11 protein-coding genes are annotated in these 13,181 nt (G+C 50.4%); 9 read left to right on the plus strand and 2 right to left on the minus strand.

Translation table 11 applies throughout. The features are described from left to right. Positions 1–227 precede the first annotated feature (227 nt). The 5 genes from lon (at position 228) to yfbR (ending at position 6,350) form a co-directional block, all read left to right on the plus strand. Positions 228–2,600, plus strand: a complete 2,373-nt coding sequence (lon, locus tag KU854_RS16940; RefSeq protein ID WP_218359610.1) for an endopeptidase La — start codon at positions 228–230, stop codon at positions 2,598–2,600. A 199-nt stretch (positions 2,601–2,799) separates the two neighbouring features. Next, complete coding sequence (hupB, locus tag KU854_RS16945; protein WP_054780411.1) at positions 2,800–3,072, plus strand: nucleoid-associated protein HU-beta; 273 nt, start codon at positions 2,800–2,802, stop codon at positions 3,070–3,072. Positions 3,073–3,283: 211 nt separating this feature from the next. Further along, a complete protein-coding gene (ppiD, locus tag KU854_RS16950; RefSeq protein WP_218359611.1) occupies positions 3,284–5,176 on the plus strand; it encodes a peptidylprolyl isomerase in 1,893 nt (630 codons plus the stop codon). A gap of 156 nt (positions 5,177–5,332) precedes the next feature. Further along, positions 5,333–5,617 (plus strand): ComEA family DNA-binding protein, encoded by a 285-nt coding sequence (locus KU854_RS16955; RefSeq protein WP_218359612.1) that lies wholly within the window; start codon positions 5,333–5,335, stop codon positions 5,615–5,617. A gap of 127 nt (positions 5,618–5,744) precedes the next feature. Next, positions 5,745–6,350, plus strand: a complete 606-nt coding sequence (gene yfbR, locus KU854_RS16960) for a 5'-deoxynucleotidase (protein WP_218359613.1) — start codon at positions 5,745–5,747, stop codon at positions 6,348–6,350. On the opposite strand, the gene KU854_RS16965 is transcribed toward yfbR, so the two are convergent. Continuing rightward, the gene (locus KU854_RS16965) at positions 6,347–6,973 is read right to left on the minus strand and encodes a tRNA-uridine aminocarboxypropyltransferase (protein WP_218359614.1); all 627 of its coding nucleotides are present in this window, start codon (positions 6,971–6,973) and stop codon (positions 6,347–6,349) included. The two genes, yfbR and KU854_RS16965, sit on opposite strands and share 4 nt — an antisense overlap. Positions 6,974–7,006: 33 nt before the next feature. Here KU854_RS16965 and rrtA point away from each other — a divergent pair, with 33 nt between their 5' ends. Further along, positions 7,007–7,567 carry a rhombosortase gene (gene rrtA, locus KU854_RS16970; protein ID WP_218359615.1) on the plus strand — a complete coding sequence of 187 codons (561 nt, stop codon included), beginning with the start codon at positions 7,007–7,009 and terminating at the stop codon, positions 7,565–7,567. 193 nt (positions 7,568–7,760) lie between these two features. Here the strand turns inward: rrtA and KU854_RS16975 are convergent, their stop codons facing one another. Next, positions 7,761–8,975, minus strand: a complete 1,215-nt coding sequence (locus KU854_RS16975; protein WP_218359616.1) for a pyridoxal phosphate-dependent aminotransferase — start codon at positions 8,973–8,975, stop codon at positions 7,761–7,763. 380 nt (positions 8,976–9,355) lie between these two features. On the opposite strand from KU854_RS16975, the gene KU854_RS16980 reads away from it, so the two are divergent. Genes KU854_RS16980 through menH form a run of 3 tightly spaced genes read left to right on the plus strand, consistent with a single transcriptional unit; the run spans position 9,356 to position 13,171 of the window. Beyond that, positions 9,356–10,672 (plus strand): isochorismate synthase, encoded by a 1,317-nt coding sequence (locus KU854_RS16980; protein WP_218359617.1) that lies wholly within the window; start codon positions 9,356–9,358, stop codon positions 10,670–10,672. Next, positions 10,669–12,381, plus strand: a complete 1,713-nt coding sequence (gene menD / locus KU854_RS16985) for a 2-succinyl-5-enolpyruvyl-6-hydroxy-3-cyclohexene-1-carboxylic-acid synthase (RefSeq protein WP_218359618.1) — start codon at positions 10,669–10,671, stop codon at positions 12,379–12,381. The genes KU854_RS16980 and menD overlap by 4 nt, the downstream gene beginning before the upstream one ends. Further along, positions 12,365–13,171 carry a 2-succinyl-6-hydroxy-2,4-cyclohexadiene-1-carboxylate synthase gene (gene menH, locus KU854_RS16990; RefSeq protein ID WP_218359619.1) on the plus strand — a complete coding sequence of 269 codons (807 nt, stop codon included), beginning with the start codon at positions 12,365–12,367 and terminating at the stop codon, positions 13,169–13,171. The genes menD and menH overlap by 17 nt, the downstream gene beginning before the upstream one ends. Positions 13,172–13,181: the final 10 nt, after the last annotated feature.

A 13,181-nucleotide genomic window follows, 5' to 3' on the forward strand; every position in this document is an offset into this window, starting at 1 on the left:
ATTCGCGAGGGTAAGGGCTGTGGTCAATTGCAAAATAAAAGGCTCTAAGTATGGGGACTTAGAGCCTTTATAAGCCATCTGTTGGATCGTTCAACCGATCATTTATCTCTTAACTGATCGGCATTAGAGCATAGGCTCCCTTTTTTACTTTCTGCCAACTGTGCCGTTGAATCCTGACAATCTATCCCCATATACTCATTAATAACGAAAACGGAAGAGAGAAAAATATGAACTTGGAGCGTTCCGAGCGCATTGAAATTCCGGTCCTGCCCTTGCGTGACGTGGTTGTTTATCCTCACATGGTTATCCCACTGTTTGTGGGACGGGATAAATCTATCCGTTGCCTTGAAGCAGCGATGGACAATGATAAGCAGATTCTACTGGTTGCGCAGAAAGATGCCGCGACTGATGACCCATCCATTTCCGATCTATATAAAGTCGGTACAGTCGCTTCTATCCTCCAGTTGTTGAAACTGCCAGACGGCACAGTAAAAGTGCTGGTAGAAGGTCTACAGCGCGCAGAAATCCAGAAATTCCACGAAGATGATTTCTCCACTGCGGATGCCGAGTACATGCTTACCCCAGAAATGGACGAGCGTGAGCAGGAAGTGCTGGTACGTACGGCGATCAGTCAGTTTGAAGGCTTTATCAAACTGAACAAGAAGATCCCGCCTGAAGTGCTGACATCCCTGAATGGTATTGATGAAGCAGCGCGTTTGGCTGACACCATTGCTGCACATATGCCGTTGAAGTTGCATGACAAACAGCAAGTACTGGAAATCATTGATATCGCAGAGCGTCTTGAGTTTCTGATGACCATGATGGAATCAGAAATCGATCTGCTGCAGGTTGAGAAACGCATTCGCAGCCGCGTTAAAAAGCAGATGGAAAAGAGCCAGCGCGAGTACTACCTCAACGAACAGATGAAGGCAATCCAGAAAGAACTGGGTGAGCTGGATGACGCACCGGATGAATTTGAAAGCCTGAAGCAAAAGATTGATGAATCGAAAATGCCTCAGGAAGCCAAAGAAAAGACCGAGCAGGAACTGCAGAAACTGAAGATGATGTCGCCAATGTCGGCAGAAGCAACAGTGGTACGCAGCTATATCGACTGGATGGTCAGCGTGCCATGGTCGAAACGCTCGAAAGTGAAGAAAGACTTGGCGAAAGCGGAAGAAATTCTAAACGCTGATCACTACGGTCTTGAGCGTGTTAAAGAGCGTATTCTTGAGTATTTGGCGGTACAAAACCGTATCAACAAGTTGAAAGGGCCAATTCTTTGCTTGGTGGGGCCTCCAGGTGTGGGTAAAACATCACTGGGGCAATCAATCGCTAAAGCAACCGGTCGCCAATACACCCGCATGGCACTGGGTGGCGTACGTGATGAAGCGGAAATCCGCGGTCACCGCCGTACCTATATCGGTTCGCTGCCGGGTAAGCTTATCCAGAAGATGGCTAAAGTCGGTGTGAAAAACCCGCTGTTCCTGTTGGATGAAATCGACAAGATGTCTTCTGATATGCGTGGCGACCCCGCTTCTGCATTGCTGGAAGTGCTGGATCCGGAACAAAACAATGCGTTTAACGATCACTATCTGGAAGTAGATTACGATCTGTCAGACGTGATGTTTGTGGCGACGTCGAACTCAATGAACATTCCTGGCCCGCTATTGGACCGTATGGAAGTGATCCGTCTCTCAGGTTACACCGAAGACGAAAAGCTGAACATCGCCAAGCAGCACCTTGTTGATAAACAAGTGAAGCGCAATGGTCTTAAGCCGAAAGAAATTACCATTGAAGACTCTGCCATCATCGGCATTATCCGCTACTACACGCGTGAAGCGGGTGTGCGTAGCCTTGAGCGTGAAATTTCTAAACTGTGCCGCAAAGCTGTGAAAGAAATTTTGCTCAATAAAGACATCAAAACCATCACCATCAATCAGGACAACCTGAAACACTACCTGGGTGTTCAGCGTTTTGATTACGGCAAGGCAGATGAAAGCAACCGCATTGGTCAGGTAACTGGACTGGCATGGACGGAAGTGGGCGGCGATCTGCTGACCATTGAAACTGAATCTATGCCGGGTAAAGGCAAGCTGACCCAAACCGGTTCGCTGGGTGATGTGATGCAGGAGTCGATTCAGGCAGCGATGACGGTAGTCCGTACCCGTGCAGAGAAGCTTGGCATCAACAGTGATTTCTATGAGAAGCGTGACATTCACGTTCACGTGCCAGAAGGTGCAACACCGAAAGATGGTCCAAGTGCCGGTATCGCAATGTGTACGGCGCTGGTTTCGAGTCTGACGGGTAACCCGGTGCGTGCTGATGTTGCAATGACCGGTGAGATCACCTTGCGTGGTGAAGTGCTTCCGATTGGTGGCCTGAAAGAGAAACTGCTCGCGGCACACCGCGGCGGCATTAAGACTGTTATCATCCCGAAAGAAAACGAACGTGATCTTGAAGAGATCCCGGACAACGTCAAAGCCGATCTCGACATCCATGCGGTGCGCTGGATCGATGAGGTTCTGACGCTCGCACTGCAAGACAACCCGCTTGGAATCGAGCTTGTCGCGCCACAAAAGAGTGACGTGCAGCAAAATTAAGCAACGTAAAGCGCTGACAGTCAGTAAAAGGCTTGTCAGCGTTTTTTTTGAGGGCTAACTTAATGGAAACGCTGCAAGCCCTTAATTCATAACAGCTACAGCGTTTTTTTAGAGTCTTGTTTAGATAACTAAGGCGATATCAAATATACGCCACCGCAAAAAATGGGATTTGTGGTTCGTTTGTAAAGGGGATGAAAAAGTGAACAAGTCGCAGTTAATTGATAAAATTGCAGAAAACGCTGATCTGTCTAAAGCATCAGCTGGTCGTGCTCTTGATGCGCTGATTGAAGCAGTATCAGATAGCCTGAAAGACGGTGATCAAGTGGCACTGGTTGGTTTCGGTACTTTCTCTGTTCGTGAGCGTTCAGCACGTACTGGCCGTAACCCACAAACAGGCGCAGAAATCAAAATTCCTGCGGCCAAAGTACCTGGCTTTAAAGCGGGTAAAGCTCTGAAAGACGCGGTTAACTAATCTTAACGTTCCGTTTTGCTCTATGTCGCACACGTCCTAGTTTTAAGCTGTAAAGTGTGTGACATCAGCGTATAATCAGGCTCAATCAGAGTGTTAAAGGCGCATCTCTCGATGCGCTTTTTTAGTTTTAAGAGAAATGACAATTCAACCCTTGAATGTTGTTTTGAATTTTAAAAACGAACGTTTCAACAAGCAGGAGTGACGGCGCGTTATGATGGAGCGACTACGCGAGGGCGTAAATAGCATCGCGGTTAAGATCATCTTAAGCCTTATTATCTTTTCTTTCGTATTCGCCGGTGTTGGCGGCTATCTAGCCAGTGGTTCGGTTCAGCCCGCCGCAACAGTAGGTGATCACGAAATCAGCCGCAGCCAGTTTGAGCAAGCTTATCAAAATGAGCGTGCCCAGATGCAGGCACAGGCCGGCGACATCTTTACAACCCTGCTGAGTGACCCTGTTTACCTGGCACAATTCCGTCAAAACGTGCTTGATCGTCTGGTCAATCAAGTCGTGCTGGATCAAGAGGCTGACAGCCTGGGTCTTCGCGTGAGTGACGAGCAAATCAAACAGGCTATTCGAGAGATGCCGGCGTTTATTGGCAGCACGGGTATGTTTGACAATGATCTGTATCTGGCAGCATTGCGTCGTAATGGTTTGACCCCTGACCAGTTCGCTGAGTATGTGCGTCAGGACATGACCCGTGAGCAGTACATCAATGCGTTGGTAAACAGTGAATTTGCGCTGGAAGGCGAGTTGGAGTCACTTTACAAGCTGGAAGGTCAAACCCGTGTGGTTCGTACATTAACACTGCCACTGTCTGAGTTTGCTGCCAAAGCAAACATCACTGACGAGCAGAAAAAAGCGTACTACGAACAAAACCCTTCAGAGTTTGTTCGCCCAGAGCAATTCAAGATTTCCTACGTTGAACTGTCAGGTGATGGCATCGCTGACGGTGCTGATGTCACTGAAGAGCAAGCAAAAGCGTACTACGAAGCCAACAAGGCTAACTATGGTGCGGCTGAAAAACGTAAAGTTAGCCATATCATGATTCAGGGTGATGACGCGGATGCCAAACAAAAAGCAGAAGCGGTATTGACCGAATTGAACAATGGTGCTGATTTTGCAGAGCTGGCGAAATCCCGTTCAGATGATACCTTCAGCGCAGAGCAGGGTGGTCAACTGGATTGGTTTGACAAAGGCGTGATGGATCCTGCGTTTGAAGAAGCGGCATTTGCGCTGAACAACAAAGGTGACATTTCAGGTGTTGTGCAATCAGACTTTGGTTTCCACATCATCAAGCTGGACGATATCAAACCTTCTCAGGCGAAACCTTTTGCAGATGTGCGTGACGAGATCGTAGCACAGCTGGGTCAACAGCAAGCAGCGGAGAAATACTACGCGCTGTCTACTGAGCTGGCAGAAAAAGCGTTCGAAATGCCAGACAACCTGGAAGATGCAGCCAATGCGGTCACTAGCCAGGTTAAGAAGACCGACTTCGTATCACTGTCAGACCTGAGCGGTGTTCTGGCTTCACCAGCGGTTTTGCAAGCGCTGCAACAGCCGGAAGTTCGCGAAGATGGCTTGAACTCAGACATCATTGAAATTGCTCCTGAGCATTCTGTGGTCGTGCGTATCGACGATTCGCGTCCTGAAACTGTCCTGCCTTATGAAGAAGTAGAAGCACAGGTTGCTGAGCGTCTGCAACGTCAGGAAGGTGAGAAGGCGGCTGAGGCACTGGCTAACTCACTGGTGACAGAGCTGAATGAAGGTAACACCGCAGGTCTGGATGCATCCGGTTATAACTTTGGCGCAGAGCAAGAGTTGGGTCGCGTATCGGCGGAACGCGCAGTTGCACAACTGGCATTCACCATGGCAGCACCTGCTGATGGCAAAGCGGAATATGGCTTTACCCGTGAAATGAACGGTGATGTGGTTGTGGTTGCCCTTGATGCGGTGAAAGAGCCTAAGAGCGAAGAAATCAGTCTGCAGAGTCAAATGGCTGATCGTGTGATCAATACGACGGCGAATATGGATCTGTCTTCAATCGTCGAGCAACTGAAAGAAAATACGGAAGTGACTTACTCCATCGAACCTGTCGAGCAATAAGCCTCATAAAATTTGATGTCATTACAACTCGGTTGTAATTGATAAGTCGCTACGACGGAGGGCAATTCGCCCTCCGTCGTTTTTTTATCTACGCCAATGGCGACAATCTCTGCGACAGGTATGTTGAAAACGCATATGTGTTATGGAGAACCCAAGATGAAAACCTTTATTTCAGCCCTTATTTTTGCAGCAACCTTGATCATGGCGCCGATAGCAAGCGCCGAAGCCGTGGGCACGGACAATCAAATCGAGGTAAATATCAACGTAGCTGACGTAGAAGAACTGGATAAGTATCTGGACGGTATCGGCAAAGCGAAAGCGCAGGCAATTGTTGATTACCGCAATGCAAACGGTGACTTCGAATCTGTTGAGGCGCTTGAAAGCGTCAAAGGTATTGGTCCTGCCATCATCGAAAAGAACCGCGACAGAATTGTACTTTGAGTTAATTGGGGAGCGTGCTCCCCATTATTTATCCCGTCGATATCCCTGCTTTTGTCGTCAACGCTTGAGAAATCCCGTCACTGCTTACAGAATGGACTCCCATTCTTTGTGAATTATCTGGGATTGTATGACGTCTAAAACCAGTCACTTTTTTGCCCACCTGGCCCGTATGAAGCTTATCTACCGCTGGCCTCTTATGCGCAATGTTTTCAACGAGAATATTTCCGAGCATAGCCTGCAAGTCGCTTTTGTCGCCCACGCCTTAGCCTTGATTGAAAACCGCAAATTTGGCGGTAATTACAGCCCGGAACGAGTGGCACTGCTTGCCATGTTCCACGACTGCAGTGAAGTGCTGACCGGCGATTTGCCGACGCCAATTAAGTACTTCAATCCTGCGATTGCAGATGAATACAAAAAAATCGAGCGAATTGCGGAAGACAAGCTGGTTGGGATGCTGCCTGAGGAGTTTCGTGACGACTACCGACCCCTTATCGACAGCGATGCGATCAACCAAGAAGACTACCGCTTGGTTAAACAAGCGGATGCGATATGCGCTTATCTGAAATGTCTGGAAGAACTTTCTGCAGGCAACCACGAATTTGGTCAGGCCAAACGCCGTCTGGAAAAGACCATGTCTGACCGTGGCAGTGACGCCACGGCGTATTTTATGGAAACCTTCGCACCAAGTTTTGAGTTGACGCTGGATGAGATAAGTGACGAAGAGGAGCGTTAATCGCGTTTCCCAAAGTGCTTTTCATAAACGCCCGGTGGCATTTGCTGTATTTGGAAATCAATCATGCCATTAAAGGCATCAATCAAGGGCAGAAAAGGCTCGGTTTTACCTGTCATTGCAGACAGTGCGTAAAAGCCGGCCTCCACCGTTGAAAGACCATCAGCCTTCGGGGATTTTCGGATACGGTAGTTGCCCTTGAGTGTTTCTCCCAGTGCCACGCATGGCAGGGCTTTGAGGTTTTCAGACAACTGCCACATCTTAAACGCTTTGCGCCAGGTACCATCAAGCAGGATCAGACCCCGTTGCATGCCAGGTTGGGACTCCCAAGTTTCAATCGGCTTTGCATCGTCAGCAGGGTATAAAAGGGCAAAAGCTATATCGCTTTGCAACAAAGCGTTAAGTTCTGCGTTGTCGGTAAAGTCTTCACCCACAATGATGCGGCAATTGGGCAGCGACAACGACAAGATCCGCGCTGTTCCAACCGCCTGTTTCACCTCTGAGGGGTGCTGCAGGACAATCAGGGGAATATCACTGTCGATGCGCGTAATAAGTTGGCAGATACAGGCTTTCAGGGCTTTGCCACACTGCGGACAATATCGGCTGGCTTTATCGGTTGTGGCCACGGTACGCTATAACTCTTTAATAAATCGAAACTCATGGAGAACACGGTGTCCCCACTTTGGTTTATCGGCTCACTGACACTGCTTGTTGTCATTGCGCAGATCCCCGCATTGCACGCACTGCTTGTCTGGGAGCGCGCAGACATTCTTGCGGGACAGTGGTGGCGGATCGTAACAGGAAATCTGACCCATACCAATGCAATCCATTTGATGATGAATATTGCGGGTCTGCTGGTGATTTTCTTTCTTCACCGTCGCTACTACAGCGATCGTTCTTTGTTGCCGATGGTCTGGCTGATGATGGCGGCAATCGGTGTGGTGATGTTCTTCAGTCCTTACTCATGGTATGCCGGGCTTTCCGGCGTGCTTCATGGCCTGTTTGTGTGGGGCGTTGTCAAAGATATCCAGAACAAGGTGCCATTGGGGTGGGCAATGCTCGCCGGGGTATTTATCAAACTTGGGTATGAAGCTTACACCGGTGGTGACAGTATGACTGCGGCGCTTATTCAGGCAGGCGTTGCCTATCAGGCTCATTGGACAGGAGCAATCGTCGGGCTGATTTGCGCACTGGTTTGGGGAAGGAAGAGCAGGTCTTAGGAACGGGCGGTCCTAGCAGGGGAAGGTCCTAGGACCTGGGAAAAGCATAACCGGCCCTGGGGAAGAGCAAGAGCGTTAAAGAGCTTGACTCTAGCCACAACAAAGCAAAGCTCTGTAGGACCCAGGACCCAGGACCCAGGACCCAGGACCCAGGACCCAGGACCCAGGACCCAGGACCCAGGACCCAGGACCCTTACTGACTATACGTCGACAGGAAGCGCTCGAAACGGCCGATAGCGACTTCAAGATCATCCACGCGCGGCAGAGTCACGATGCGGAAGTGATCCGGTTTGTGCCAGTTAAATCCGGTACCGTGAACCATCAACACTTTTTCCTGCAGCAGGAAGTCCAGCATCATCTTTTCATCGTTGTGAATGCTGTAGCGCTTCAGGTCGATTTTCGGGAACAGGTACAATGCGCCTTTCGGCTTCACGCAGCTGACGCCCGGAATTTGGTTTAACAGCTCATGTGCTTTATCACGCTGCTCCAGCAGTCGGCCACCTGGCAGGATCAACTCGTTGATACTTTGATAACCGCCAAGTGCTGTCTGAATTGCGTGTTGCATTGGCACGTTGGCGCAAAGGCGCATGGAAGCCAGCATATCCAGACCTGCGATATAGCCTTTCGCCAAACTGCGAGGGCCAGACAGGATCATCCAACCGGAGCGGAAACCACAAACACGGTAGGATTTGGACAGACCGCTGAAGGTCACACAGAACACATCCGGTGCCAGTGGGGCAATCGAGTGGTGTTGTGCACCGTCGTAAAGGATCTTGTCGTAAATTTCATCAGCGAAAATGATCAGCTTGTTTTGGCGTGCGATCTCAGCGATCTGCATCAGGAAGTCACGACTGTAAACGGCACCGGTTGGGTTGTTCGGGTTGATCAGAACAATACCTTTGGTGTTTGGCGTGATCTTGGCTTTGATATCGTCCAGATCCGGATACCAGTCTGACTCTTCATCACACAGATAGTGCACTGGCTTACCGCCAGACAGGGAAACAGCTGCTGTCCAAAGCGGGTAGTCCGGAGAAGGAACCAGCAGTTCATCGCCACTGTTAAGTAGCGCTTGCATCGACATTACAATCAGCTCAGAAACGCCGTTACCGAGGTAAACGTCTTCTACATCCAAATCCAGCATGCCACGTTTCTGGTAGTGCTGAACAACGGCTTTGCGTGCTGAGTAGATGCCTTTGGAGTCACAGTAACCTTGTGAAGTTGGCAGGTTACGGATCACGTCCACCAGAATTTCGTCCGGGGCGTCAAAACCGAAAGGGGCGGGATTACCGATGTTCAGTTTTAGAATTTTGTGGCCTTCTTCTTCGAGGCGCTTAGCCTCTTTCATCACTGGACCACGAATGTCATAACAGACGTTATCCAGCTTGGTCGACATCCCGATTTCTTGCATCTTGATTCCTGAGCGAAAATTTTGGTGTTTCCAGTAAATTACACTAACGATTACCGATATATAAGTAGTGAATAGTAAAAAATGACGAAAAGAAGAAAATAAAGTAATTTAATCCTGTTTTAGCGATATATTATGCTGCCTGATACGATTTTCATCAGAATCAATAAGGTTGTAGAATGGCTTTCCAACAGGAAATATTATTAAGTTTGTTGAGAAGTAACGGGCTTTGACGCAAAAAACACCGATTCGGTGGCGTTTTAGACACTTTACAAGTTGAATGCACTTAACTGGCTCACAAACGCAGTTCCACAACATGGCAAAAGGTAACCCAAGGAATCGGATGCTTGCCGTTTTGGTTGTGAGTGAAATGAGAGGTTAGTTTGACCGATTTAACCCAGGCTATCGTCAGGCTGGTGTCATCCCTGTCGACAGCAACACCGATTCCGCATCAGATAACGTATCCTTTTGTCTGGTCAGAGCGTACTGACCCTGTCGAATGGCTGGCGGCTCAGCCACTCTTTCCTAAGTTTTATTGGCAAACCCGTGACGGCCTTGAAGAAGTGCTGGCATTGGGGCAGGTGAAAACCTTCACCGATCCGGCGGCCGCTGAAAAAGTGCTGGCGCCCGGTCAGCGTATCTGGGGAGGGAAAGCGTTTGATGGAAAAACAGAACGCAATCAACGCTGCCTGCAGTCCTTCTTCTTTTTACCTCAGATAGAGCTTGCCCGCCGTGACGGCAACTGGACAATAACGGTCAACGTCAGTGAAGATCTGCTGAAAGTCCGCGCCTCGCTATCAAAACTTACCGGCGGTTGCCCGTCACTCAACGCACCCCATTGCGACATTCTTGAAACGGAACACTCTCCGGCGTTTCCGCAGTGGGCTGAGATGGTAAAAAACGCGCTAAGCACCATTGGTACCAGCGCGTTGCAGAAAGTGGTTCTTGCCAGGAAATCGTCCTTAAAGCTCGACAGAGCGCTATCCGCATTTCAGCTTCTTAAAGCTTCCCGCGATGCAAATACAGCTAACTTCCATTTCCTTCTGGCGCTGGATGAAAAACACTGCTTTCTGGGGGCTACGCCGGAGCGGCTTTTCTGGCGGAGCGGACAGGATGTTTATACAGAAGCGCTGGCAGGCACCATTGGCCGAGGCAAAAACGCGGATGAAGATCTGCAACTGGCCACCTGGTTGCTGAATGATGAAAAAAATATCTACGAAAACCGCCTTGTCGTGGACGACATCTCTCAGCGGCTTGCGCCATTCAGCGAATCGTTGAACATCGAACAAACCCCGCATTTGGTGCGACTGAGGAAAGTGCAGCACTTGAAAAGGGATATCGAAGGCCAGTTAGCGCGGTCTGTCGACAGCGCCACTTTGCTGTCTGCGCTTCAGCCAACCGCTGCTGTCGCGGGCTTGCCCCGCAATGATGCAGTGAACTTTATCGCCAGCAATGAACCATTTGCCCGCGGCTGGTACAGCGGCTCGGTAGGTTACCTCAGCCCTGACCAAAGTGAATTCTGTGTGGCAATCCGCAGTGCGCTGGTGATGAAAGACACCCTGCATCTATTTGCCGGAGCGGGCATTGTTCCCGGATCTGATGCCAAGAGCGAATGGAAAGAACTCGACCGCAAAATGTCGACCCTTCGCAGCCTGTTAAGTCCGCTTCCGGACAACTTAATGGAGAAAAAGGCAGGATGAAGCCATCCACCTTAAACCGCATTTGGGCGCGCCTTATCCTGATGTCGTTAAGCCGCGCCGGTGTCAAAGACATTTGTATTGCCCCAGGTTCCCGTTCTACGCCTCTCACATTGGAGGCTGAAGCGCTGTCAGCACAGAACCCTTCAGTGCGTATCCATACCCATTTCGATGAACGCGGTTTGGGCTTCCTGGCGTTGGGATTGGCGAAAACGACAGATAACCCCGTGGCTGTGATCGTGACATCAGGTACAGCTGTCGCCAACTTAATCCCCGCGGCAGCGGAAAGCCGGCTGACACGGGAAAAGCTGATTTTCCTGACCGCAGACCGGCCACCGGAATTAATCCAGTGCGGTGCCAACCAGGCGATCAGCCAGGAAGGCATCTTTAGTCACCATGCAGAAACCACGACTTTCCTGCCTTCGCCGTCCGAGGCAGTTTCACCCTCCTGGTTGCTTTCAGTAATAGGAGAAGGTCTGCACCAGCTTGTGACTGGCGGTGGTAGTTATCACATCAACTGTCCTTTTCCTGAGCCGCTCTATGGCGAAATGGAAGATGCCAGCCACTACCTGGCCCCTGTAAACGCCTGGCTGGCCGGTGATCAGCCTTATCTGTCTTTTACCCATGCTCAGGCTGACCTGCAAACCTTGTTACCCTGCTGGCAGGCACTTCAACATCAAAGAGGTATTTTGGTAGCCGGGCGCATGCGCCGTGATGCGCGTGAGGCAGTGCAATCTTTGGCTGACCACTTGGGCTGGCCGCTGTTGTGCGATCCTCAGGCCGGAGAGGGATCAGATTTCGCCGGGTTTGATGTCTGGTTACAAAATCCAGATTGTTCAGCGCTGCTGAAGCAGTCTGAGGTCGTTATTCAGTTTGGTGGCCGCTTGGTTTCCAAACGCCTGGGGCAGTTTGTCGATGACTTTAAGGGGGCTTACTGGTTGGTGGATAAGCATCCAGGCCGGCTTGATCCTTCACATCGCTCAGGCACGCGCATTATCGCTGATATCCATAAGGTTGCTTTGGCGCTGGAAAAAGGTCTGGAAAAAAGCCCAGCCAACGCCGGGTGGGGTGACATGCTGAAAATGGCCAGCGCCCGGTATCTGGCATTGCTAGATAACGTTGCGGGCGGCACCTTATCTGAATTGTCTATGGCAACACATTTTGGGTCCTGGCTTGTTGGGGGGAGCGATCTGTTTATCGGTAACAGTATGGCAATCCGCCTGCTCGACATGGGGTGCCGTTTGCCTGCGTGCGAAGTATTTGCCAACCGCGGCGCTTCAGGAATTGATGGGCTGATCGCCACCGCCGCCGGGGTACAGCGTGGCAGGGAAAAGCCGATGTTGATGGTAATGGGCGATACATCGGCACTTTATGATCTCAACAGCCTTGCGCTGCTTGCCAATAACCTGAATCCAATGGCATTGGTGATCATCAACAATGATGGCGGCGGTATTTTCGACATGCTGCCGGTACCAGAAACGCAGAAAGACACCTACTACCGAATGCCACACGGTCTCTCCTTTTCCCATGCGGCGGCTATGTTTGGCTTGAAATACCAGCGCCCGGCGACCCTCCATGAGGCAAAAACCTGTTGTCTGGAAGCGCAATCCAGCCCGGGGACCACTGTGATTGAGCTTTGCACGCCCGCCGGTGCCTGCGGTCAGGATCTGAAAGCCCTGTTTGCCGATATTGCCCATGCCTCGCTTATCTAACCCGCTAGCCTGCCGTACCACTGGCGCACCCTCCAAACCGGCCGTGGTGTTTCTTCATGGCTTGCTGGGTAGCGCCAGGGATTGGCAACCGGTGCTGGATGACATGTCGCATGACTATTATTGCCTTGCCATTGATTTGCCGGGGCACGGTGACAGCAAAGCTGTTGATGTCTGTGGCTTTGAAGATACCAGCGAGGCGATTTTTCAGGCGATCACATCGCATATCAACGGCGCGTTTACCTTGGTGGGCTATTCGCTGGGCGCGCGTCTGGGGATGTATCTTTCTGCCTTTTACGCACCGCGTTTTCGCAACAGTGGCACGCCTCTGGAAGCGCTTATCATTGAAAATGGCCATCCCGGACTCGATGAATCTGAGCGTGAGGCGCGTTGGCAAAATGACGACACCTGGGCTGCGCGGTTTGAGGGCGAGCCAATGGAATCTGTGTTGCAAGATTGGTATCAGCAACCCGTGTTTTCATCGCTAAATCATGAGCAAAGACAAAGTTTCGTAGTAGCACGCAGTGATAACCTCGGTACCAAAGTGGCTGGGATGTTGCGTGCTACATCCTTGGCAAAACAACCACTTCTGGTTGAGCCTCTGAAAGCAGGCGGGGTTCCTGTCGCTTACATCTGTGGTGAGAACGACCGGAAGTTCAAGGCATTGGCCGCGCAAACAGGCTGGCCAATTGTTGAAGCCAAAAATGCCGGACACAATATTCACGCAGAGCAGCCCGCGCTGTTCTGTCGGTTAGTGAGAACGCTGACCAACCCTTATTTACAGACAAATTAATGGTAACAAG

The sequence above is a fragment of the Enterovibrio paralichthyis genome, from assembly GCF_019209835.1.
GTDB classification, from domain to species: Bacteria; Pseudomonadota; Gammaproteobacteria; order Enterobacterales; family Vibrionaceae; genus Enterovibrio; species Enterovibrio paralichthyis.

Coding starts and splice junctions, on each gene's coding strand:
- rrtA (WP_218359615.1), top strand. CDS start 7,007: ATGGAGAACACGGTGTCCCCACTTTGGTTTATCGGCTCACTGACACTG.
- menD (WP_218359618.1), top strand. CDS start 10,669: ATGAAGCCATCCACCTTAAACCGCATTTGGGCGCGCCTTATCCTGATG.
- KU854_RS16955 (WP_218359612.1), top strand. CDS start 5,333: ATGAAAACCTTTATTTCAGCCCTTATTTTTGCAGCAACCTTGATCATG.
- ppiD (WP_218359611.1), top strand. CDS start 3,284: ATGATGGAGCGACTACGCGAGGGCGTAAATAGCATCGCGGTTAAGATC.
- KU854_RS16975 (WP_218359616.1), bottom strand. CDS start 8,975: ATGCAAGAAATCGGGATGTCGACCAAGCTGGATAACGTCTGTTATGAC.
- lon (WP_218359610.1), top strand. CDS start 228: ATGAACTTGGAGCGTTCCGAGCGCATTGAAATTCCGGTCCTGCCCTTG.
- yfbR (WP_218359613.1), top strand. CDS start 5,745: ATGACGTCTAAAACCAGTCACTTTTTTGCCCACCTGGCCCGTATGAAG.
- menH (WP_218359619.1), top strand. CDS start 12,365: ATGCCTCGCTTATCTAACCCGCTAGCCTGCCGTACCACTGGCGCACCC.